General features: G+C 31.2%; 18 protein-coding genes and 1 riboswitch. Of the genes, 14 read left to right on the forward strand and 4 right to left on the reverse strand.

All coding sequences use genetic code 11. From position 1 onward, the window contains the following. Window positions 1-78 precede the first annotated feature (78 nt). Window positions 79-1,803, forward strand: a complete 1,725-nt coding sequence (gene menD, locus EMTOL_RS19275) for a 2-succinyl-5-enolpyruvyl-6-hydroxy-3-cyclohexene-1-carboxylic-acid synthase (protein WP_015031002.1) — start codon at window positions 79-81, stop codon at window positions 1,801-1,803. On the opposite strand, the gene EMTOL_RS19280 is transcribed toward menD, so the two are convergent. Further along, a complete protein-coding gene (locus tag EMTOL_RS19280) occupies window positions 1,783-2,820 on the reverse strand; it encodes a tetratricopeptide repeat protein (protein WP_015031003.1) in 1,038 nt (345 codons plus the stop codon). The genes menD and EMTOL_RS19280 overlap by 21 nt on opposite strands. 93 nt (window positions 2,821-2,913) lie before the next feature. On the opposite strand from EMTOL_RS19280, the gene EMTOL_RS19285 reads away from it, so the two are divergent. Then, window positions 2,914-3,156 carry a hypothetical protein gene (locus EMTOL_RS19285; RefSeq protein ID WP_015031004.1) on the forward strand — a complete coding sequence of 81 codons (243 nt, stop codon included), beginning with the start codon at window positions 2,914-2,916 and terminating at the stop codon, window positions 3,154-3,156. Window positions 3,157-3,201: 45 nt separating this feature from the next. Here the strand turns inward: EMTOL_RS19285 and EMTOL_RS19290 are convergent, their stop codons facing one another. After that, complete coding sequence (locus EMTOL_RS19290; protein WP_015031005.1) at window positions 3,202-5,040, reverse strand: M61 family metallopeptidase; 1,839 nt, start codon at window positions 5,038-5,040, stop codon at window positions 3,202-3,204. Between the two features lie 166 nt (window positions 5,041-5,206). Here EMTOL_RS19290 and EMTOL_RS19295 point away from each other — a divergent pair, with 166 nt between their 5' ends. From EMTOL_RS19295 to trmB, 6 genes are all read left to right on the forward strand, one after another. Next, window positions 5,207-8,248, forward strand: a complete 3,042-nt coding sequence (locus EMTOL_RS19295) for a tetratricopeptide repeat protein (protein WP_015031006.1) — start codon at window positions 5,207-5,209, stop codon at window positions 8,246-8,248. Window positions 8,249-8,347: 99 nt separating this feature from the next. Then, window positions 8,348-10,009, forward strand: a complete 1,662-nt coding sequence (locus EMTOL_RS19300) for a TonB-dependent receptor (protein ID WP_305953280.1) — start codon at window positions 8,348-8,350, stop codon at window positions 10,007-10,009. Window positions 10,010-10,049: 40 nt separating this feature from the next. Further along, the gene (locus EMTOL_RS19305; RefSeq protein WP_015031008.1) at window positions 10,050-11,165 is read left to right on the forward strand and encodes an HU domain-containing protein; all 1,116 of its coding nucleotides are present in this window, start codon (window positions 10,050-10,052) and stop codon (window positions 11,163-11,165) included. A 91-nt stretch (window positions 11,166-11,256) separates the two neighbouring features. After that, entirely contained in the window at window positions 11,257-12,264 is a 1,008-nt protein-coding gene (locus tag EMTOL_RS19310; RefSeq protein ID WP_015031009.1) for a hypothetical protein, read from the forward strand. Between the two features lie 107 nt (window positions 12,265-12,371). Next, a complete protein-coding gene (locus tag EMTOL_RS19315) occupies window positions 12,372-13,664 on the forward strand; it encodes a bifunctional folylpolyglutamate synthase/dihydrofolate synthase (RefSeq protein ID WP_015031010.1) in 1,293 nt (430 codons plus the stop codon). A gap of 51 nt (window positions 13,665-13,715) precedes the next feature. After that, entirely contained in the window at window positions 13,716-14,375 is a 660-nt protein-coding gene (trmB, locus tag EMTOL_RS19320; protein WP_015031011.1) for a tRNA (guanosine(46)-N7)-methyltransferase TrmB, read from the forward strand. Window positions 14,376-14,408: 33 nt separating this feature from the next. Here trmB and gap read toward each other — a convergent pair whose 3' ends face one another. Further along, on the reverse strand, window positions 14,409-15,422 hold the full coding sequence (gene gap, locus EMTOL_RS19325) for a type I glyceraldehyde-3-phosphate dehydrogenase (RefSeq protein ID WP_015031012.1): 1,014 nt from the start codon (window positions 15,420-15,422) through the stop codon (window positions 14,409-14,411). A 529-nt stretch (window positions 15,423-15,951) separates the two neighbouring features. Here gap and EMTOL_RS19330 point away from each other — a divergent pair. Then, a complete protein-coding gene (locus tag EMTOL_RS19330; RefSeq protein ID WP_015031013.1) occupies window positions 15,952-16,761 on the forward strand; it encodes a 2,3,4,5-tetrahydropyridine-2,6-dicarboxylate N-succinyltransferase in 810 nt (269 codons plus the stop codon). A 97-nt stretch (window positions 16,762-16,858) separates the two neighbouring features. On the opposite strand, the gene EMTOL_RS19335 is transcribed toward EMTOL_RS19330, so the two are convergent. Continuing rightward, window positions 16,859-18,121 (reverse strand): chloride channel protein, encoded by a 1,263-nt coding sequence (locus EMTOL_RS19335; RefSeq protein WP_015031014.1) that lies wholly within the window; start codon window positions 18,119-18,121, stop codon window positions 16,859-16,861. 772 nt (window positions 18,122-18,893) lie between these two features. Here EMTOL_RS19335 and EMTOL_RS21965 point away from each other — a divergent pair. The 5 genes from EMTOL_RS21965 (at window position 18,894) to EMTOL_RS19360 (ending at window position 24,826) form a co-directional block, all read left to right on the forward strand. After that, window positions 18,894-19,322: a helix-turn-helix transcriptional regulator gene (locus EMTOL_RS21965; protein WP_015031015.1), complete on the forward strand. Its 429-nt coding sequence runs from the start codon at window positions 18,894-18,896 to the stop codon at window positions 19,320-19,322. 94 nt (window positions 19,323-19,416) lie between these two features. After that, window positions 19,417-19,656, forward strand: a riboswitch (cobalamin riboswitch). A 135-nt stretch (window positions 19,657-19,791) separates the two neighbouring features. After that, window positions 19,792-21,840: a TonB-dependent receptor gene (locus tag EMTOL_RS19345; protein WP_015031016.1), complete on the forward strand. Its 2,049-nt coding sequence runs from the start codon at window positions 19,792-19,794 to the stop codon at window positions 21,838-21,840. Window positions 21,841-21,877: 37 nt separating this feature from the next. Beyond that, window positions 21,878-22,963: a YncE family protein gene (locus EMTOL_RS19350; RefSeq protein WP_015031017.1), complete on the forward strand. Its 1,086-nt coding sequence runs from the start codon at window positions 21,878-21,880 to the stop codon at window positions 22,961-22,963. A gap of 728 nt (window positions 22,964-23,691) precedes the next feature. Beyond that, entirely contained in the window at window positions 23,692-24,456 is a 765-nt protein-coding gene (locus EMTOL_RS19355; protein ID WP_015031018.1) for a ParA family protein, read from the forward strand. Between the two features lie 46 nt (window positions 24,457-24,502). Beyond that, a complete protein-coding gene (locus EMTOL_RS19360; RefSeq protein ID WP_015031019.1) occupies window positions 24,503-24,826 on the forward strand; it encodes a hypothetical protein in 324 nt (107 codons plus the stop codon). Window positions 24,827-25,432: the final 606 nt, after the last annotated feature.

Here is a 25,432-nt window from a genome sequence, read left to right on the forward strand (position 1 = left end):
ACAAATAATTAATCAAAGAAAGGTACGTAATCGTGCCTTTTTTTGTTTTTAATAAACATTAGAATAAATTTCAAAAGAATGGCTATTTTACAACCAATTCATAATATCGCTGAAATTCTTGCTCAAAAAAATGTAAAGACTGCTATTTTGTGTCCGGGTTCAAGAAGTGCGGCTTTAACTATCTCTTTAGTACGTCATCCTGAAATTCAAACATACAGTATTAGTGATGAAAGGTCTGCTGCTTTTATTGGATTAGGAATGGCACAACAAACGGGTGACACAGTAGCACTGATTTGTACTTCTGGTACTGCCGCATATAATTTTGCTCCTGCAGTTGCTGAAGCATATTTCCAAGAAATACCTTTATTAGTAATGACGGCTGACCGTCCAGCGGAATGGATTCATCAATATGATGGACAAACAATTTATCAGCGAGAAATTTATGGAAAACATGTAAAAAAAGCCTTTGAATTACCTTCTGATTATACCCATTCTGATTCAGTTTGGCAAATTGAGAGGGTTGTTAATGAGGCTGTAAATCTTTCTCAGATTTTTCCCAAGGGGCCAGTTCATATCAATGTTCCAATTAGAGAACCATTTTATCCTACTGAAATGGAAAAAATTGAATTTGATAGAAACGTAAGAATAATTAAACATGCACATGTAGAGAAAAAACTATCAAATGAATTTTGGTGTAATTTTAAAGAAATCTGGGAAAGTATTGATAATAAGTTAATTATTGTCGGACATCAACATAGTTCTAAAAGGTTGAACATTGTACTTGAAAAATTTGTGGAAGAATTGGGTGTACCAGTTGTTGCAGATATTATTTCAAATGTAAATTCAATTGAGCCAGTTTTATCGGATGTTTTTTTATCTTCCAAAAATGAAAATCTAAAAAATAACTTGAAACCAGATTTGCTTATTACAATTGGTAAGTCAGTTATTTCAAAGAACCTAAAAATATTCATTCGTAATAATAAACCTAAGTTTCATTTTCATATTCAAGAAAATGGTGATTTGATTGATCCATTTCAGACATTGACTGATAAAGTTGAAGTTTCGCCAGAATATTTCTTCGAACAATTATTTGAAGATTTAGATATTCAGAATTTTAAAAATGGCGATGAAGAAATTGATTTTGAATTTTTGCAGCAATGGTGTAATACAAATGAAAGAGCAAAGAAAAAACTTAATTCATTTATTGAGAATTTAGAGTATTCTGAATTTAAAGTCATAAAAAGCATCATTGATAAACTGCCTGAGAATTCGATATTTCATCTTGCCAATAGTATGGTAGTGAGATACGCAAATCTCATAGGCATAGAAAAGGGGAAAAATATCGAAATTTTTGCAAATAGAGGCACTAGCGGTATAGATGGTTCGCTGAGTTCGGCTATTGGAGTGGCATTAAAGACTAATAAAATTGTAACTTGTTTAATAGGGGATATGTCATTCTTTTATGATAGAAATGGTTTTTGGAATACTTATCTGCCTGATAATCTGAGAGTTATAGTCATAAATAATCATGGTGGGAATATATTTAGAATAATTGATGGTCCAAATAAGCAACCTGAAGTAAAGGAATATTTTGAAACAATTCAAAGCAGTTCTGCGAAGTATATTTGCGAGGAGGCAAATGTATTTTATCATCAAGTGAATGATGAAGAAAGCCTATTAAGTACATTAAACTTTCTTCATCAAAAATCAGAAAGGCCTATATTAATTGAAGTTGAAATTGATGGTAATAAGAATGCTGAGGTTTTTGCATCATACAAAAAATTATTTGCAGAATTTGTTTAACATTTCTATCGATTTTGCCTCATTAATTTTAAAACCTACATTCCAATATTCACAAGCTTTGGCATTATTGCCAAGGCTTTTTTGTGTTAAACCAAGGTAGTAATTCAACAGTTCAACTGTAGGGTCGATTTTATCTGCTTTTGTTAATGCTTCAAATGCTAATTGATAATCTGAGTTTTTGTATAGATAGAAGCCTAAATTTCTAAGTGCCCATGCATTATTAACATTCTTTTCTAGCAGTATATCAAGTATTTTTTTTGCTTCTTCTTTCTTTCCCACATTGATTAAGTAGTAGGCTTTATTATTTAAATAAATGTCATCCTTTTTTAAAAATATCGCTTTTTCAATTATATCTAATGATTTTGTGAAATTTTCTTTTTGTGCTTCAATCATACTTAGATTATTTAATGCAAAATCTTGATTTGGATTTATTGATAAAGCTTTCTCAAAATTCGATTTAGCATCGGCATATTTTTTTTCTGTGTATTGAATGTAGCCTAGATTTGTAAATGCCTTATCATTTTTAGGATTTAACTTTAAAGCCAATGCAAGGCTTGAGCTGGCATCTGAAATCTTATTTTGCTGTATTTGCACATTACTTAAAGTAACATAAAAAAATGAGGAGTCTCTATATTGGTTACTAATTTGTGTTAATAATTCATTAGATTCGTTTAACTTGCTCGTATTAGAATATGCTTCAGCTAAGTTGTATTTGGCCATTGAAAATTTATTGTCAATTTCAACTGCTTTTTCAAAGTCTAGTATGGCTCCTTCAATATTACCCATCTCACGTTTTACAATTCCTCTATTATTGTAAGCATCGGCAAACTTTGGAGTTTTTTCAATCGCTTCTGAATAAAATTTAATCGCTTCTTCAAAATTTCCTTTTTTATAAGCGACATTTCCCTGAATGAAGAATAATTCTGTGTCTTTCTTCGATCTCTCACATGAAGTATATAAAGTACAAATAATTATAATAGTAATAAAAGTTTTAAAAGTATTAAAAGTAATATTCATTTTAGTAGTATAGTTAAATTAGTCTGTTGTTGTTATTTTTTTATTCAAATTTGTTTTGTAAAATTGCATTTCAATCAACAAATTATTCGAAAAATGAAATACATTAAAGAAATTCCAAATAATTATTGCAAAGCTTCTCTTTATGCATGGAACAATAAATACATAATTAAGTTTGAAGCTGGAATGTATGAGCAAACGTACAAAGTTAATGAATATGATGTATCAAGTGAAGATGAAATCGAAGAAATGCTTGGAGATACATTTATGGAACGTGTTGTAAATAGATTTAAAGAGATGTCGGAAGATTTTGAATTAATTTTAGATTCAGTAGATTAAAAAAAAAGAAAAGCTCGCTTGATGTCGAGCTTTTCTTTTTTTTTATTATTTTATGAACAACCATTTCTTATAAAGTCTTTCTTGTTCAGGGGTTGGATTTTGTACTTTTTCAAGTTTAAATCTTTGGTTAGGATTTCCTTTTAATGTGATTTCATAGGTAAATTCTTGCCCAAAGCGTTTAACTTTCACATTAATTTTATCTCCTACTTTTTTATCGGTAATTGAATTAGATGGATTAGCTCCTTTCACTCCATTTATTTCTAAGATTTCATCATTTACATTTAATCCATAATCGTATGCACTTGTTCCTTTTTGGATACTTGTAATCTTATTATTTTGCAAAGAAAAGCCCCAAAATGGATTATTTGATTCTGATTCTTTGATTAATTCTAGTCCTACATATTTATAAAATGCATTGTAATCAATCGGTTCTGCACGCCAAATATGTTTATTAAAGAAATTATCCATATTTATACCAGCAACTAGTTCGCATGCTTTTTGAAATTCATCATCTTTAAAACCTCTTTTTTGTTTTTTATAATATTCGTTCCACAAGTATTTAAATACATCATCCAATGATTTTTCGCCCTTAGTCTCTCCTATAATATATAGGTTTAAAAGTGCCCCAAGTACATCACCTTTATCATAATATGATATTGTACTATTCTTAGAATTTTCGTTTTGTCTGTAGTATTTAATCCATGCATCCCAACTAGATTCAGTAACTGCTTGTACAGTATTTCCAGGTTGATTCTCAATACTTCCGATAGCAATTTGTTCTCTTTTAATGTATTCGTCTGGAGTCAAAATTCCTGCTCGTAATAAAATATTATCTGCATAAAAAGATGTCATACCTTCAGAAACCCAAAGCATGTGTGTATAGTTTTCATTGTCATAGTCAAACGGTCCCAAAGCAATAGGACGAATTCTTTTAATATTCCATAAATGAAAATATTCGTGTGCAATCAAACTCATGGAGTTTTTCATTGAAGCTTCATTTATATAGGCAGTGGGTGAAGTTTGACACGTTGTAGAGTTTAAATGCTCGAGTCCGCCACCGATTCCTGGTAATTGGTGAATAATGAAGGTGTAATCCTCACAAGGATGTTCTCCAACTACACTTGCAGCCGCTTCTGTAACTCTTTTAAAAGTTTCAACAGTAAGCTTTTCATCAGCTAATAGTGGAGCATTACTATATAAAGCAATTGAATGGGGAATTCCTAAAGCCTTAAATGTCAGTACTTTATGCGTTCCAATTTCAATCGGACTATCAACTAAAATATCAAAGTCTGGGGAGAAATATAAAAATTCAGTTTCCGATATTCTTTTCAGACCGGTTGATATTGTATTCCAATTCTTGTAAGGTTTAATGGTTAGGATTGATGGTGACATTTTTAATTCGGGTATATACAAAAACATGGAAGCACCGTTTAGATATCCATGTGAATCATCCAAAAAGCTATTTCTTACACTCAACTCAAAAGCGTACACTTTGTATGAAATAATTATCTTTGAATGCTTCCCAAAAACACGCCACGTATTTTTGTTAATTTTATCAAACTTCAAATCTTTTTTACCATCACTAACTTTTACAGATTCTACATTTTTTGCATATTCTCTTACAAGATAAGAACCTGGAGTCCAGACTGGCATTTTGAAATCAACAAAATCCTTTTTATTTAATGCGTCTATTTTATCAATATCACTCAGAGTCATACTTACTTCAAAGTAATGAGTCCATGGTTCAGACATTGACAATTCGTAATGAATGTTAGTTTTGGGAATTTGATTGCTAGAGTTATTTTTTAATGATTTCGAGAAGGCAAAATCATAAGTAACTAAAACTAAAGTTAGAATAAGGTTCTTCAAAAATGCTTTTTTCATTTAAAAACTGAGTTTTGTTTGTTGTTGAAATTCAATGAACAATTTTTTTATAAAAATATCGTTTTTTTGCATGTAATTACTTCATTTTTTTACCAAATTTAAAATTGGCATTTCATTTGATTTGAGTTTTACTTAATTTGGTTTTTGTTTTACTATCCTTAATTCCATGAATCAATTATTTGCTACTGGGCGGGTTTCCATCAGGACCTATTCTGCCTTAATTCTTTGTAGTTTATTACAAATCTGCCAAACTTCGTATTCGCAAAATACGCTTGCTTATACAGACCCTGAATCTCATTACAACAAAGGTATAGAGCTTTTTCAGAAAAAAGCTTATGCTGCCTCAAGAGAAGAATTTAAACATTATATTCAACTAACCGAAAAGACACTTAAAGAAAATGAGTTTAACCTAACAAATGCTGAATATTATTCGGCACTTTCGGGTTTGTACTCAAAAGCTTTAGATGCTGATATTGAGATTGAAAGATTTGCAATTAATCATTCTAATCATCCTAAGGCAAAACTGATTTATACAGATTTAGGTAAGTATTTTTATGACCAAGGTGATTATAACAAAGCTATTACTTACCTTGAAAAAGCAACCATAAAAGCTAATAATAGTCAACAAGCAATTGAACTCAAATATAAATTGGGCATATCATACTATTTGACTAATAATTTTAAAAAAGCTCTCCCAATTTTTAACGAAATAAAAACAATCGCTTCAGATTATCAATCGCATTCTACGTATTATGCGGGGGTAATTAACTACAAAAATGAAGACTATAATGCCGCACTTTCTGATTTAAAAAGAGTTGAGAATGTAAATCCTTACAGAATCGAAATTCCAAATTGGATTGCCAATATTTTATATGTTCAAAAAAGAAATGATGAGCTTTTAGCATATACCGAACCAATTATTGAAAAGCCTAATGGTAAGAAAATTGACGATATTTGTTTGGTAACCGCTGAAGTTTGTTATTTCAAAGATGATTTTGAAAAAGCAGCAAAGTACTATGATAAATTCCGAAACTTAAGGAGAGGAAGTGTTTCAAATCAAGTCACGTTCCGTCATGCTTATAGCTTATATAAAACAGGTGCTTTTGAGAAGGCTGTTGAGAATTTCAAGAAAATTGCAGCACAAAATAATGATTTAGGTCAACAGTCTGCTTATTATTTGGGTATTTCTTCTTTAAAAGCTAATGATTTGAATGCCGCTCTAGCAGCTTTTGAAAGAGCTAAATCAAGTACTTTTGACAAAGTTATAAAGGAAGAAGCTCAGTTTAATTATGCAAAAGTAGCCATTGATTTGGGGAATAATCAACTTGGTATTAGTGAATTACAAGATTATTTAAAAAACTATGCAAATGGAAAATATGAAGATGAAGCAAATGAAATCTTAAGTGAAGTTTTGTTTGATTCAAATAATTTTTCACAGGCAATTTCTTACATTGAAGGATTAAAAAAACGTACAAACAAAATAAATGCAGCTTATCAACGACTTTGTTACAGTCAAGGAGTTTTAGATTTTAATGCAGAAAGGTACACACGTGCTATTCAATACTTTGATAAATCACTTACCCAACCAATAGATATTGATTTAAAAAATAATGCACTTTTTTGGAAAGCAGAATCTGCCTACGCAGGAAAGTCACCAGAGGCTGAAGCACTCTACAAAGATGTGGTGAATAATGCCAATAATGAGAGTTTAAGACAAAAAAGTAGATATGGACTGGCTTATCTGAATTATAATAATAAAGATTACAAGCAAGCGAGTAATTATTTCAAAGAGTTCCTAAAAGGTAAACGTGATGAAAGTAATCGTCAGAATTTTGAAGATGCTCTTGTTAGAATTGGGGATTGTTATTTAGCAACTAAAAATTATAATGATGCCATCACTTACTATGACCAGGCAATTAAAGAAAACAAAACTGAAAAAGACTATGCGATGTATCAAAAGGCATTGACATTAACATTTTTGGGTAGAAATCAAGAAGCTCAGCAAATTTTTGAAAGAATTTCAATTCAATACCCAAATTCTCGTTTAGTTGATGATGCTTTATATCAAAATGGTGCACTCGAATTAGACAAGGGAAATTATCAAAATGCTGTAAATATATTGAATAAAATGGTTCGTGAGCGTTCAAAAAGTGCTTTAATGCCAAAGGCATTGGCTAAACGTGCATTAGCTTACTCAAACTTGAAAAATTTTGAAGCAGCAATCATAGATTATAAAGTTATTCTTCAAAGATATGGTAGCAGTGATGAGGCAGATAATGCCTTATTGGGTTTACAAGAAAGTTTAAATTCAGTTGGCCGATCAGAGGATTTTGCTACTATTGTTGATGAATTTAAGAAAAATAATCCAGCCAATGGATCGGTTGAAAATCTTGAATATGAATCTGCAAAAAATCTATATTTGAATGAAAAGTATGAAAAAGCAATTCCAGCTTTTCAAAAATATATCAAAAATTATCCAAGCAGCAATAATAGTTTCGAAGCAAAATATTTTATAGCTGATTCTTACTATATTTTGAATGATAAAGCAAATGCTTTAGCCTTCTATAATTTAGTAATTGCTGAAAATCGTACCACATACGTTACAAAATCTGCATTGAGAGCAGCAGCCATTGAAATAGGAAATAAAAGTTTTAAAAATGCCATTACCAATTTTAGAACTGTAATTTACGCTTCTCAAAATAAAAGAGATATAGTAACAGCTTGGCAAGGCTTAGCAGATGCTTACTATACTATTGGAAATCATGACTCCACTCAAGTATTTTGTAGAGAGATTATTAATAATGGTGGTAGTATTGTCATGGGAGCTCCGAACAAAGCTCAATTACTATTAGGCAAATCATTTATGCAAAAGAATGATTATTTAAAGGCTGAGGAAGAATTCAAGAAAACTATTCTTATGGCAAAAGATAATAATGGTGCCGAAGCAAAATATTTTATAGGCGAAATGCAGTATAAATCGAGAAAATATAAAGAATCGATAAAAACCTTACAAGAACTTGCGAAAGACTTTTCGGAGTTTATCTATTGGTATGAAAAGAGTTTTTTGCTAATCTCTGATAATTATGTGGGTATGAATGATTATTTCATGGCTAAAGCAACTTTAAAATCAGTTATTGAAAATTCAGATACTCCAGATACAATTGATACTGCTAAAAGAAAGCTAAAAGAGATAGAAAATAAAGAATAGTCTAATTTAAGTATAAGGGCAACTTTTATAGAAAACTAAAAAAATATAGAAATGATTTTCAATACAATAAATAAATTTATTTTTATAAATAAGATAAAATTGTCTCAAAAGGTAGCATTTTGGGCAGTATTATCTTTGTGTTACACTCAAGTTTGTGCACAAATTGATGATGACATAGTTATCACGAAAGACCGTAAGATTGAACTTCCTCCTGCTAACAGAGTATTCGAGAAAATACCTCCAGTAAAAACAAAACCTGAAGACCGACAAATGAAATACGCTTTCTTTGATAGAAAGCCTAAAGGTATTGAAGAAGTAAAGTTCAATCCAACAGTTGTTGCTCCTGATGGTGGAAAGAAAAAGGAAGAAGAAGATAAATACAACAATTATATAAGTTTAGGGGCAGGTAATTTTGGGCGAATTTTTGGTGAAGTCTATATTAATCCAGCCCAGGATAGAAAAATGATTTTTGGAGTACATGCTTTGCATAATTCTACATCACGAGGACCAATAGACGATAAAAATTCAGCCAATATGTATGACAAGGCCGAATTAAGTGGTAAATATTTGGCTGATAAATTTCAAATTAATAGCGGATTTTCATACAATAGAGACCAATATTATTTCTACGGTTATAAACGTCCGAGAGCTGAATTTGATAGAAAAGATATTCGTCAAATTTTAAATACAGTCAATTTTAATGTTGGATTCGAAAATATTGCACCAAATCCAAGGGTAGATTATTCTTTAAAAACAAATATTCGCTCTTTAAAAGATAATTATGCCGCACAAGAAACAGATTGGACTACAACTTTTAATGCCTATTTTCCTATAATAGATGAGAAATTTGTGGCTGTTATTGACGCGGATGCAAATATGGCACAAAGAAGTGATGGTGAAGTAGATAAGCGTAATTTGTTTAGAGTTGAACCTTCATTCAAACTTAATCTTAACAGTTTTAGTGCAAGTATTGGATACAAAGCAGTAAATGAATTTGATGAAGTTAAGAAAATCAATCGTACAACTGGATATCCTACTGTTGTGATTACCTATAAACTACCAAATCTTATTTATATTTTCGCAGGATATGGTGGAGACATTGTAAGAAATACTTTAGGAAGTTTTCTTGCAGAAAATCCCTTCTTGATGCCCAAAACAAAATTACTGAATACTGAAAAATTGCAAGAGTATCATATTGGTGGTAAAGGAGACATTGGCTCAGGCTTTAGTTTTAACTTCAAAGGTTCAATGGGTTATTACAAAAATCTATATTATTTTAATAATTATGCACCAAAAGTAAATGAAATCAAGGCTGATACTGCCAAATTTGCTGTTTTGTATGATAGTTTAAAAACTCAGTTTGTAAACGTAAGTGCTCAATTAAATTATCAACCAGCTCAAATTTGGAGAACCTATTTACGAACTGATATTAATCATTATCAACGTAGAAGTTATGAGAAACCATTTCATCGTCCATTAGTTACGGTTAAGTGGGGAAATACTTTTATAGTTTCTGACCGTTTAATTGCCAACCTTGATGTTGCTTATATAGGTAAAACTTTTGCTAAAAATCCAACTACCAATGAACTTGTTACCAACAAAGCAATCATTGATATGAATGCCGAGTTTGATTACTTATTTGGTAAACAATTTACTGCTTTTGTAAAATTGAATAATATTTTGGGAAAAAAATATGAAAGATATTTGTATTATCCACAACAAGGATTGAATTTTCTTGTAGGAGTCAATTTTTCGTTTTAAATTAGCAAACAAAAGACTCCAATATATTATATAATCTCAAATGAGACCAGTTGCTGACCATATACGTACCTTACTATACGAACACGACTATGTGACCGTACCAAACTTTGGAGCTTTTATCGCAAATTATTTGCCTTCAAGTTTCAATGAAATTAGTGGTTCTTTAATGCCACCTCAAAAAAGAATTGCATTTAATGAAGTGCTAAAACAAGATGATGGCTTGTTAGCTACGCATATTTCAAGACGCGAAAGTGTAACTATTGACGACGCTAAAAGAATCATCAGATATTTTGTTACAGAGGTTAAGGATTTACTGGCTACAGAAAAAAATTATACCATTGATAGAGTCGGTAGTTTCATTTTAAATGAAGAAAACAACTTAGTTTTTGAACCAGACAGAAAACATAATTTTTATAGTGAAAGCTTTGGATTTGACAGCCTGTTCCCGCGTCATATTTCCAGTGAAAAATATTCTTTAACTCAAAACTTTAATGAAGAAAGTGAAGATTTGGCATTACATCAAAACTCATATTCTTCTACTGCAATCAAAAAGTATTCAAAGTGGACCTACGCACTTTATTCAATACCGATTTTGTTATTATCGGGTGGATTGTTTATCGTTTTGTTTGCTGGTCCTAAATCTAGTAACACTTCTGCCAAAAGTAGTTTTAATCCTCTAGATTATATCCCTAAACAGGAAGAGGTCATACAAAAATCTATCTCAAAACAGATTGCTGATGAAACTGAAATTGTAAAACCTAATTTTGGTAATCAACCCATTAGCAACAAAGTTGAAACTAATGTTATCCAACCAGCTCCTGTAGAAACTTCAGTTAAGGTTGTAGAAAAAGTTATTGAGGCAAAAGCAGAATCAATTACAAATACTTCTAAGTCATCTAATGAGTTTACTGCTCCAACAATAAATAATTCTTTGAAGCGTTATTTGGTTGTTTCAGGTGTATTTAAAAGTGCTGAAAATGTTGAGAAATTACAGGTAGTTCTTCAAAAAAATGGTTTTTCGCCTAAAGTTGTTAAAGTAGGTGACCTCTCGAAGGTTATAGCTGCTGAGGTTTCTACAATGGAAGAAGCGAAATTACTTGCAGAAAGACACATTAAAATTGTAGGTGAAAAACCCGCAATTATTAAGGGAAATTAATCAAATCGATTTATTTCATAGACCTGTAAGGACAATACTTACAGGTTTTTTTATATTTTATTGTTTCTAACTCAACTTATCTTTATAAAAAATGCAATCAACTTCCATTGAAAACGAAGAAAAAAGTAATCAGACTACTGCTTTTTTTATGACATTAGTTATTTATTCAGTATTTCTGGGATTATTATATTTTTTTAAGCTGATGTACACGCCACCAGAAGATATTGATGGCGTTGAATTAAATTATGGGATAGATTTGGTAGGAAGTGGAGATATACAAACAACTAACAAAGCAAATATTTCGCCCAATAATTATGATGTAAAACCTTCTGAGAAGAGCGATGATGCTGAGGCAAAACCCTTAAAAACAAAGCCCATAGTGGTACCTCCAGCTGAAAAAGTAGAAAAATTGAAGGTAAAAGAGACTGCAACTAAACCAGTAGTAACAACAGATGATGAAAAAAGTCCAATTACTGAAAAAGTAAATAATAAGCCTCCTAAAAAAGAAGTAGTCAAACCAGTAGAAAAAGCTAATGAACCAAAAGTAAAGTCAACACCTGTCAAAAATGAACCAATCAAAACCGAACCACCTAAACGTACAGTTGAAGATGGTAGTTTAATGAAAAAAGGAGGTTCGGGTACAGGAAGTGGAGCAAAATCTAACAGTAATTCAAATGGAACTATTGGAACTAGAGATGGAATTGGTGGAAATAATAATGGTGATGGAAAGAAAGGAGAAGTAGGTGATAAAGGAGACCCTAGAGGAACGTTAGATGGTAAAAGTATGATGGGTAAGCCTGGTAACGGTAATGGTAATTCAGGAGCTTCTATTGGTGGTTTGAGTGGATGGAATAAGCGAAAATTATCACTCCCTGATGATGGTTCTTCAGAAACTGGTAAAATAGTTTTCAAAGTTACTGTTGATGATTCTGGTGATGTGGTTGGAATTAGTGTTGTTTCTTCAACTGTTAGTCCTTCTGTACAAAACTTTTATAAGAACTACATACAGCAAAAGTTAAGTTCTGTTTTATCTCCAGAGGGTACACCGCCTCCAAGAGCAACTGGAACCATTACAATTAATATACAATCAGGAAATTAATATGATACATCCTAAGAAGAGTACCAATTTGGTGCTCTTTTTTGTTTACAGACATTTCGTCTTTTGAGACTATCTTAGTAGTTTTGCAATTCATTTTATCAAAATAAATGACTTATCAAGAAACAATAGAATATTTATATTCAATGCTACCCGTATTTCATCGAGATGGTGAAAAGGCATTTAAGGGCAGTTTACACAACATTTTGGAGTTATGTGAACATTTGGGAAATCCACAAAATAAGTTCAAATCAATTCACATTGGCGGTACAAATGGTAAAGGTAGTACCTCTCATTATTTAGCAGCGATTTTACAAAGTGCTGGATATAAAACGGCATTGTACACATCACCACATTTAAAAGATTATTCAGAAAGATTCAGAATAAATGGTATATCAATTGATAAAGCGAATATAATTTCATTCATTGAATCAAATAAATCTATTATTGAATTAATTAGACCATCATTTTTTGAATTAAGCGTAGCACTTGCATTCGATTATTTTGCCAAAGAACAAGTTGATATTGCTGTAATTGAAGTTGGCTTAGGCGGAAGATTGGATTCAACAAATATTATCACTCCAATATTGAGTGTTATCACAAATATTGGTTTTGACCATGTAAACATACTTGGAAATACTTTACCACAGATTGCTTTTGAAAAAGCTGGAATAATTAAAAAAAATGTTCCAGTTGTTATTTCTGAATATCATCCTGAAACAGCACTTGTTTTTAAAAAGAAAGCTTTTGAAGAATCAGCTCCAATAATATTTTCTTCTGATAATATTAAAGTGATAGATAAAGAAATAAATTCAACTATGTTATTAGTTGATGTTTTTTATAAGAATGAGCTTTTATATTCAAATCTTGAATCAGAGTTAATTGGGAAATATCAATTAAAAAATATTGCTGGTGTTATTCAAAGTATTTTTGAGTTAAGAAAAATTGGTCTTAAAATTTCTGATGATGAATTATTAAGAGGTATTTCAAATGTTGTTAAAATCACATCTTTAAAGGGGCGTTGGCAGATTCTTTCTGATGCTCCTCTGATGATTTGTGATACTGCTCATAATGAGCATGGCTTATCAATTGTACTGGATCAAATTGAAAAGTTAAAAGTTTCTAAAAAATATTTCATATTGGGTTTTGTCAAGGATAAGAATGTGGATGAAATTTTGGGAATGTTTCCTAAAGAGGCTGAATATATCTTTTGTCAGGCTGAAACCCCTCGTTCACTGGCCTCTGAGGATTTAATAAAAATCGCTAACAAACATCAATTATCAGGATATTCGATTCTCAATGTAAACGAAGCCATTGAAATAGTAAAGAAAAAAGCAACAAATGAAGATTTAATTTATATTGGAGGCAGTACTTTTGTTGTTGCTGAAATTTTAAATCTATAATTAGAATTCTATAAGTATTTGATTATTAGTTAATTATAAATAAATAGGAGAGTGGCAAGACATAAACTATCAAGATTTCAATATAATGCTGCATCAGAAAATGTAGTGGAACGTGGTAAAGAATTTTATACAACCATTAAAGGAAAATGGAGAGAAAGTTTTTTTAAAAATGATAATCCAATAGTATTAGAATTGGCTTGCGGAAAAGGTGAATATACTACTGGTTTAGCGAAAGAATTTCCAAATAAGAATTTTATTGGTATTGATATTAAAGGTGATAGAATAGCTCGTGGAAGTAAGCGTGCAATTGACATGGGGCTTACTAATGTGGCATTTTTGCGTACATCAATGGCGTATTTGGAGGAATTCTTTGAAGAAAATGAAGTAAATGAAATTTGGCTAATACACCCTGACCCTCAGCCTCGTGATAAAGAAGAAAGAAAAAGGCTAACAAATAATAGATATTTAAGTCTCTATAAGAAAATTTTAAAAAATGAGGGTGATTTTTACTTTAAAACAGATAATTTCCCTCTTTTTGAGTATTCGTTGGTTACGATTCCCGCAGCTGGTTTTGAGATACAAAGACAAACAATCGACCTTTATAACTCTCCTTTTTTAGCAGAGCATTACGGTATAGAAACGCACTATGAACGATTATTCGTTGCTAAAGGATATAAAATAAATTATTTGGTAGCTAAAAACATTAAATAAAAAAGGGGCGATTAAGCCCCTTTTTTATAAATTTTATTTTGAAATCAATTGGGCAAAATACTTAACAGTTCTTACTAATTGACTTACATAACTCATTTCGTTATCATACCAGCTAACAACTTTTACCAATTGTTTATCTCCAACAGAAACTACTTTAGTTTGGGTTGCATCAAATAAACTACCGTAAGTTGTTCCAATAATATCAGAACTTACGATTTCATCAGTATTATAGCCGAAACTTTCAGTACTTGCAGCTTTCATTGCATTGTTTACTTCATCAGTAGTAACAGTTTTCTCAACAATACAAGTTAATTCAGTTAAGCTACCAGTGATAGTAGGAACACGCTGTGCACCACCATCTAATTTACCTTTTAATTCAGGTAATACTAAGCCAATTGCTTTTGCAGCACCCGTACTATTAGGAATAATATTTGCAGCAGCAGCTCTTGCTCTTCTTAAGTCACCTTTACCATGTGGTGCATCTAGTGTATTTTGGTCATTTGTATAAGCGTGTACAGTTGTCATGCTACCAACAATAATTCCAAAATTATCATTTAAAGCTTTCGCCATTGGAGCTAGACAGTTAGTCGTACAGCTTGCACAACTAATAATTGTTTCGCTACCATCAAGAATGCTATGGTTTACATTATAAACAATAGTTTTAAGGTCACCTGTTGCAGGAGCACTAATTACTACACGTTTCGCACCAGCAGTTAAGTGTGCAGCAGCTTTGTCTTTGTCGGTAAAGAAACCCGTACATTCTAAAACTACATCAACATCGTGCTGTCCCCAAGGAATATCTGCTGGGTTCTTTTGAGCGTAAATTTTAATCTCATTGCCATTTACAATGATACTATTATCAGTTGATGTTACTTCGGCATTAAATCTACCTTGTGCACTATCATACTTAAGTAAGTGTGCTAATGTTGAAGGACTTGTTAAGTCATTGATTGCTACTACATCAATTCCTTCCATGTTATAAATTTGACGATAGGCTAATTTACCAATACGTCCGAATCCATTAATTGCTACTTTAACTTTTGACATTTAAGTAAAATTTTGGTTTAAGTAATACGTCTGCAAGTTAATAAAAATAGGCGAAATTATATATCTGAAGTTTAATTTTTTAATCTGAAATAGAATAATAACTAAAACAGCACAACAATAACTAAAAAAAATAGCATTGTTTACTCAATTACTAAATATTAATTAGTAATTATTACTAAAATTATGAGTAATTAATTTGTTTTTATTTAGTAAAATATACTTTAATATAGGTCGGTTTATTAATAATTTTATTAACTTTTTGAAAAAAGGATGATTATTAGTAACTTTAAATGTGGTTGGAGGAGTAGGGGTGTATTTGTATAAAAGGGTTTAGATTTTATATAATTGTATTTGTCAACCAAATATCAAATTAATTTGAGTAGATTATTATTTTATTCTTCTTAGAATAATACAATATATCATAAATAAACAAAAGCTTAAAAAATACTTAAAATTTACAGTTAAAACACTTAATATCAATAATTTATATATATATTTCTAAAGTAAAACTTTATATTAATTTTTAATAATGAATCAAAGAGAAATAGTAGAAAACGCTTGGTTAAACAGAGAACAATTAAAGGAAATTTCCACCCAAGAAACTATCAGAGAAATAGTTGAAATGGTTGATAAAGGGCAATTAAGAGTCGCTGAACCAACAGAAGATGGAAACTGGAAAACTAATGAATGGGTAAAAAAAGCTATTATCCTCTACTTCCCAATGCAACAAATGTCGGTTCAAGAAGTGGGAATTTTTGAATTTCATGACAAAATGAAGCTTAAAACTGGTTATGAAGCACTGGGCGTACGTGTAGTACCTCCTGCAGTTGCTCGTTATGGTGCATATTTAGCTAAAGGAGTAATCATGATGCCTTCATACGTGAACATTGGTGCTTATGTTGACAGTGGAACTATGGTTGATACGTGGGCTACAGTTGGAAGTTGTGCTCAAATTGGCAAAGATGTTCACTTAAGTGGGGGAGTAGGTATTGGAGGTGTTCTCGAGCCACCTCAAGCATCACCAGTTATCATTGAAGATGGGGCATTTATTGGTTCAAGATGTATTGTGGTTGAAGGTGCTAGAGTAGGAAAAAGAGCGGTTTTAGGAGCAGGAGTTACTATTACTGGTAGTTCTAAAATCATAGATGTAAACACTGGACAAGAATACATTGGTTATGTGCCTGAAAACTCAGTAGTTATTCCAGGAATGCTTCCAAAAAAATATCCAGCTGGAGAATTTGGCGTTCCTTGTGCACTAATCATTGGCCAACGTAAAGCAAGTACAGATTTGAAAACATCCTTAAATGAGGCATTACGTGAAAATAATGTTTCAGTTTAAAAATAAAGTTGTTTAAGCAAAAAAAAAGGACGTAGAAACGTCCTTTTTTTATTTGCCTATCCTCCACATCGAAATAAGGACAATTAAATCCCGAAAGCTATATTTTTGGCCATTTTGAGGCTTCATTTTTTTGGGAATGATAAATTCCCTTACTACCACTAAAATAATAGGCTATAATGCAGGAAATCGCGAAAAAAGGTAGAAATTCTCCTCCAAATAGCTCTACACCTAACAACATACTTGCCAATGGTGTATTGGTTGCAGCTGCAAACACTGAAATAAAACCTAGGCCAGCAAATAAGTCAACTGGACAACCCAAAAACATTCCTAAAGTATTTCCTAAAGCAGCACCTATAAAAAATAATGGAGTTACTTCACCACCTTTGAAACCCATACTGAGCGTAATAGCTGTTAAAATTAATTTCCAGAACCAACTCAATTCATCTACGCCATTGGCTTTAAAAGCAGAAACGATACTGATACCATTAGCTTTTTCGCTTATTACACTCAATCCTAAATAGTCATCAGTGTTGAGCAAAAAGCTAATAAATAATACCATTCCTCCTCCAATTACAGGAATTAACCATTTTTTTTGAATGTATTTTTTGGTTGAATTTTTTAGCAATTCTGAAAATGTCACAAAAATTTGCGAGGCAATGCCAAATGCAATTCCTGCTAAAATCACTTTCAAAAGAAATAACAAATCTATTTGATGAATTGATATAAGAGGATTAGATGCAATTGAGTAATGTGTATGCGTAATTCCATACAATAAACAAACACTATTAGAAACAATTGAGGCAAACAAACAGGTTAAAAGAGCATCAAATCTGATTCGTCCAACAAAAAGTATTTCTAAAGCAAAAACAGTGGCTGCGATTGGCGTACCAAACACTGCACTAAAACCAGCAGCAACTCCAGCCATTACAAGTAGCCTTTTTTCAATCAATTTAAACTTAAAAATCTTGTTTGAGAAAGCAGCTAAACTTCCTCCAATTTGAACAGCAGTACCTTCACGTCCAGCAGAACCTCCAAATAAGTGCGTAAGTACAGTAGTTAAAATTATCAATGGCGTCATTCTAAGAGGTACACCTTTTGTTGATTCTTCGTTGATTTCATCAATAATTAAGTTATTGCCTGCCTCAGAGCCTTTACCAATTACCTGATAAATTTGTGTTATCAATATACCTATAAGTGGCAGTAAATAAATAATCCATTTGTTTTGCCATCTAAAAAGGGTTGCTTTATCTAAAAGAAATAAGAATAATGCCACTAACGACCCTGTAACTACTGCCATTGGGAAAACTACTAATATACTCCTGAATAGATGCCTGAATGCTTCTCGTATGTCTTTAAGCATGATTTTCTTTGCGAATGCGTTAAGATACTTAATTAATTACAAAGCAAATAAATGATTTTTTTCAGATTCTTTTACGCTTTATTGCGAATGCGTTGGATTTTTAAAACTGAATTCTTTTCGATTGCAGATTCTATATTAATAGAGTTAGAATTTCAATGTCGTAATATATGACATTTTGTCTTAGCAGTATTTAGTAAAATAAAAAAACTTCTACCTCAGAAAGATAGAAGTTTATGATGATTGAATCCCAAATTGTGGATATTGCTACCCTCAATATAAACCTATACTTAAAATTATCTTAAAAGTTTATTTAAAAAAGAAAGCAACGTAAGTCGATAATTTTTTATAATCAGGAAAGCATTTATTTTTTCGACTTAATAATTATGTTTACAAAATTATAAAATACTAGTAACATTTGCAAATTATTTACGAAAATTTATTTACCAATGTTAAAGATTTGTTTCAAATTATTTGAAGCATAATTTCAATTCTGTTTGTATATCAAACCATTTAGAATGGATAAATAGTGTTTAGGTTTAGTAACTAAAAAAACCTTTGATTAACTATATAAGTAACTGATAATCAATCTATTAACATTTGTAATCACAGACTTTTTCAATCTTATTTACAATTAGAAAAATATATTTACAAAAGTATTTGGTTTGCATTGTTAAACTATTTATATTTGTAACATGTTCAGTTTATAAATGTAACTATTTACTATTTTATACTGTTTCATTATGTAACATTTGTAATTTAACTTTGTAACAAAATGAACCTCAACGAAAAAATTAGACGCTTTATTAGTGAAAGGGATTTAACCTCAACAAAATTTGCTGATGAGATTGGCGTACCTCGTCCAAGTATTTCACACATTTTATCTGATAGAAACAAGCCAAGTCTTGAAATTGTACAAAAAATGTATCGCAGATACCCAGAATTAGGTTTCAACTGGTTTTTGGAAGAAGAAGAAGCAAGCAGCCAAAATGTCATGCAACCGACTATTAATCAATCAGTTACAGGAACTAAACGTACGGAGTATGTTCCACGAGAATTGAGTGAAAGAAAATCATCTGAACAAATATCAACACAAGCAAATCTGAACTCAAACATTTTATCAAATTTCGGACACGGAAGCATTGCTCGAATAATGGTTGTCTTCACCGATGGAACAATCCAAGAATTTAAGACGAGTAACTAATTAAAGTTACTTTCACAGATTTAATGCAGCCTAATTTTTAGCTAGGCTGCATTAAATTTTTACAGTGGATAATTTTAATTCAATTATTAGTTTTACCTTTGTGACGATTTGCGGTGCTACTATACAATTCTACAATTGTACTTTTAGCTTAATAGGGAATCTCGTTAAACTCGAGAACTGTCCCCGCAACTGTAAACCTCTTCAAATGTCAAATCATATTTGAAACTGATTGCAAAATCTATGGCATTCTTAGCCTTACCACTGCTACCATAAGCGGGAAGGTGCTGTAATCAGGGAGGTGAGTCAGGAGACCTGCCGTAAATCATAGTGAACTAATTTTCTTCGGAGGAAAGAAAGAGTTCAGAAATATTTTCAACTTGTTTTTCATAGGGTATCATGTTCATTTTTGACCTCCCAAAAAGAGGTCGAATAAGCTATTTTTATACCCCAAAAATCAATTTTAATTCCGATGCAAAACCCATCGAGCATTGCTATTAAATGCCTAAAAAGAGCGACAAATATTGCCGCAAAAATTAGCAATCATTTGCTTGTTTGTGGTATATTTTTAAGCGGCTCAATCAAGACGTTTGCCCAAAATGCAGAACCAGATTGCGAAGACTGTAAGAAGTTGAATGAGGTAAGTGTGTATAGCTTTAGTCCTGAAAAATTTATGACTGGCTACAAAATCCAAAAAATTGATTCTATCAATTTAGCTAGATTTCAATACCAAACTTTAGCAGATTTTTTACAATTCCAAGCCCCTTTAGCATTAAAATCTTATGGGTCTGGACAGCTTACAACCATTGCTTTTAGAGGCACTTCTGCCAACCATACCGCTGTACTTTGGAATGGTTTAAATATTAATTCTCCAACAGTTGGACTTTCTGATTTATCTACAATTCCAATGATGGGATTTGACCAAATGGCCATCCAATATGGTTCATCTGCAAGTTGTGTTGGTACTGATGCAGTAGGGGGAAGTATCCTCCTCAATTCAGCCCCAAAATGGCAAAATAGAGGTATAAATTCAGTTATTGGCACTCAATTTGGAAGCTTTAGAAGTGGAAATTTAAATTCTGGAATTCGGATGAATAAGCCATTTAAACGATTTGAATATAGCAATAAAACACTTATTTACGGAGGAATTAGCAGAAATTTCAATGGAGAAAATCCTAATACTGATGCTATCAGAACAGATAGAAAGGGGCGAGAATATAGTGTAGAACCTTCTAAAACTACACAAAAAGGATTCGTACATGATTCATATATCAGATTTATTACGAATAAAAAGAGCGATTACAAGCTAATTTACTTTAATTCTTGGATAACTGATAATAAACTTACAATTCAACCAACTGTACTGACTTATAGGGAAATTACTCAGACACAAGCTTACCGTTTTATTTTGGGAAGTCAGCTAAATAATACTTCTATCAAACTAGGCTTTATTCGTGATATACTTGACTACGGAAAGGGAGATTTTACTTCACCAAGCCACGCATCAACAGATAGATATATTTTTAGAGTTGAACATGATTTTTTCAACCACAATCAATCAAATTTTTCGGTTAGAATAGGCAGTGAAATTGTGCATTTTGCTACTCAAGTTGATGGTTATGGCCCACAAATTATTCAAGAAAATAGAGGTGATGGATATGTCTTAATTAGGAAGGCATTTAAAGTTCAAAAACAACCCAATAAACTCATTGCGACCCTAAATTTAAGACAAGCACTATCATCTGTTTACAAAGCACCTTTTACGCCCGCATTAGGCATCAATTACAGTGCTATCACAAGCGAAAATCAACAAATAAATTTGTTGGGTAATATTGCTCAAAGCTATCGTTTACCAACCCTCAATGAGCGTTATTGGCAAGTCTTAGGAAACCCAAATATTCAACCCGAAAAAGGTTTCAATAAGGAGATTGGAATTGAACATAAATTGATGTTTAATCAATACCTAAATCTTTACACAACTATAAATGCTTTTCATAATTTAATTGATAATTGGACATACTGGAATCCTGCTAAAAATTACCGTGTGGAAAACCTTCAACAAGTTTTGAGTAAAGGTTTGGAGTTTTCATCTTCTTTAAAATTTAATAATTACCTTGCATTCCAGACCTCAGGTATTACATTAGCCTATTCACTCACTCATGCATCTCAACAGAAGGTCTATGATATTTATGCACAAGATTTAGTTGGAAAGCAGCTAATATATGTCCCACGTCATTCAATTACCATGAACACCTATTATGGCAGCAAGAAATGGAATGTGAGTTTACAAGGCCTTTTCAACTCAGCTCGATATTTTACTTTTGACCATTCGGGAGAGCCTTTTCCGCCTTACTTTATCCTCAACTCAACATTTAGCCATCAAATTAAAGTTGGACCTCAGAAGGGTAATTTTATTTTACAGGCAAATAACCTCACAAATACCGTTTACCCTAATGTAAAACGCAATGCTATGCCAGGAATCAATTTTCAGGCAGCACTTGTATTTTCAATAAGTCAATAAACAATTCTTTTATTTATATTTAATTTCAAATTAGTTTATGTTTACCAACAAATTCTTATTCCGAACATCCTACCAACTTAGCTTACTTAGTTTGGGTTTATTTTTATTCAGTTGCGAAAAAAACGAAACGCAAGTCCAACCATACAACAATGGCGTACTCATTTTTAATGCTGGAAATTTTTTCGATAACAATGGTACGCTTTCTTTATTCGACCGAGATACTAAAACTGTAACCACCGATATTTTCTTGAAGGAAAATAATCGTTCACTGGCTGGTGGACTAACTGGTTATTCTGAAGTAGATGGCAAAGGGATAATTTTGGTTGATAATTCTACCGATGGAAAAGATGCTATTGAAATTGTTGATGCAAAGACATTCAAGTCTATTGCATCTATTAAAGGTGAAGTTGATAATCCAAGACAAGTTGTAAGAGTTTCAACAAACAAAGCTTATATTACTTGTTGGGATACTTTCAATACCGACTATTCTTATAAGTTTGGATTCATTGCAGTTCTTGATTTGACAACTAACAAAATCACAAAAAAAATACCGGTTGACAATGGAGCAGAAAGTATCGTTGTAATTGGCACTAATGCATACGTTGGAAATGTTGGAAGCCAGCGAACAATAAAGGTAGTTGATACGCAAAAAGACGAAGTAGTTTCTAGCATAGAAGTAGGTGCGAATCCGAGTAATTTTGTTTTAGACGCATCTAATAAAATATGGATGATTGTTGGCAAACAAATTGTTTTATTCAATCCAACAACTAAATCAATTGAAAAAACTTTTTCTTCTGGCAGTGATATTAAGAAGTCTCCGAGCAATTTGAGCATAAGTAATGATAAAAATACTCTTTACTTTACTTACAATTTTTATGATGCTACTGATGGTTACAAACTAAAAGGGCAAATAAATGCAATTGAAATTTCATCTGGTGTAAGTAAAACTTTTATTAATCGAACCTTTTCTTCAGTAAATGTTGATTCTAAAAAAGAGCAAATCTATACAACACTCATTCCTTCATACAAACAAGCTGGGTATGTTTTCCGTTATCAAATGAACGGCACTTTGATTGATTCTGTAAAAGCAGAAATCGCACCGAGTGGATTTTACTTCAAATAAAATTTATATTTTTTTGCACTTGTTACAAATAGGGGAGCTCCAAAAGCTCCTCTTTTTGTGTTTTTAGTGTGATATTTTATAAATTCTCTTTACTTTGGGCTTTCAGATAAAAACACTTATCAATAATTCATTCGATACCCCTCAAAAAATAGCCTTTAAATACACCATGTTTAACTCCAACCATTAAATTAAGGCAATCACCTTATCCCAAAAAAATATACCCCTTAAAACAAGTTTTTTAAAGCCATATTTTTCATATTCTTATATTTAATACTAAAAATAAAATATTTTCAATAATAAATATAAATACCAAACAAAATATACTTTTAATATTTTTTTATACTTTTATATATAAATAATTAATTTAATACTTTTTATTTAATATAAATAATAATTTATTTTTCATTAATATTATACTTTTAATAAGTTTTAAAATAATAAAACTAAAATTTATTTTCATATTAAATATACTTATTATTTATAATATAACTATTTTAAATAATTAATTAAATTAAAATATTAAATAATTATTAATCTAATTTAATTAAACACTTAGTATAAATAGTTATATTAGTTATAATTATACAATAATTATCATACATTTAATAATTACTATTAAAATGATAATTACAATTAAAAACATACTGTGGATAAAAATAATAATGATGATATTGCTCATATATTTTATTTGACCTATATTGCGAGTAAATATTATTATTTTACATCCAATGATTATTAGCGTAGTGAACAACAAGGGAGGGGTTGGCAAAACCACTTCTACACAAAACTTAGGAGCAGCATTTAATAAGTTTGCGGGAGCAAGGGTATTGTTTATTGACCTCGATGGACAAGCAAGTTTAACCCGCTGCTTTGGAGTACAAGAATCACAAGTTGGAAGAAACCATGTTGGAAATTATCTAACTGGTGAGCTCTCATTTGAGACTATTGTAATCAATACACCGATTGGAGATTTGCTTCCTAGCTCAGGCGAATTAAATGCAAAAGAAGATACAATCAAAGCTTCTCCAGTTTTTCCATTTAACCTAAAACTTCTTTTAGATAAGGTTAAGAAAAACTATGAGTTTGTTATGATTGATTGTCCGCCAACTTTATCTGGTTTAACTCGTATTGCCCTTATTGCTTGTGAAATGTATCTGGTTCCACTTCAGGCCGAATATCTAAGCTATGAAGGCCTTAGAAACTTTTTATTTTATTCTTCGGAATTACAACAAATCAGTCCAAACACCCATTTAGGTGGTGTATTCGCCACTCGTTATAATCCGAAAATCAATAAAAAACTAAGCAATGACCTTATAGAAGCTACTAAGCAACAATTAGGGGAGAAATTCTTCCAAACAACAATTAGAGATAACATTGCGATTTCGGAGGCTCAAGCAAATGGAATGGACATTTTCTCGTATTCACCCGATAGTAATGGAGCAATGGACTACTACAGTCTAACAAAGGAGATATTAAAAAGTATAAATAACTAATTCAATCTTACTATAACTATATAGTATGTAAAGTATAAATAATAAGATGGCAAAAAATAAAAATTTCACTTTCGAAAGTTTAGTACCTACCAATAAATCGGCTGATACAACTCCCGCACAAACCAATGCGATTGTTAATATCGTGCAAGAAACGGGTCCATCAACCAAAGTTACATTTGACTGCCCAAATGATTTGGTTGAACAAATGAAAGATTATGGTTATTGGGAAGGAATGTCACAAAAAGATATCATCATTGAGGCATTAGGTGTATTTTTTGAAGATAAAAAGATAAAAGAAAGACCTGAAAAGGTAAAAATGAGAAAGAAAGTTGGTCGTAAACCTAAAGCCTTGAAAGCATTTATAGGTTAATATAATTTTATTTGGGCACCTTGAAGTCAATTTTGGGTTAAAATTTCTTATAATTTTACAGATAGGGGACTTTTACATCAAATATCAACCACTAATTCACAATTATTCTAAGATTATCCACAAATGTTCCACGTGGATTTTTTTAGAGAAGTGGACTATTTATTTGAAATTTTAATTCTGGCTTTTCTATTAAACAAAATTTTGAATATAGTTATAGTCATTAGATTATGTTATAATCTTCCAGGAACTTAACTTTCGTAAGAATTAATAGACCCAAACCGACATTTATACCATTTGTGAGAATTGAATATTTACGCATCTAATATCAGATTAAATTTTTCATTCAATTCTCAGCTAACAAATAAATAGCCAAAAAGGCTTAAATTTAGGGAGGTATAAGGAATTAAGGTTTTAGCTAAATGATGTTGATATAGTAGGAGTGTAAATAAATGAAAAGAGGAAGAAGTAAATGCAGAAAAGTATCTATTATAATAGATAAATACTTAAAAAAATAAGATATTTATTATAAAATACCTGTTATATAATTTACATTATGTTAAATAGAAAATTATATAACTCCTCTATTTAATACTTATTGGGCACAAA

Source organism: Emticicia oligotrophica DSM 17448 (assembly GCF_000263195.1).
GTDB classification, from domain to species: domain Bacteria; phylum Bacteroidota; class Bacteroidia; order Cytophagales; family Spirosomataceae; genus Emticicia; species Emticicia oligotrophica.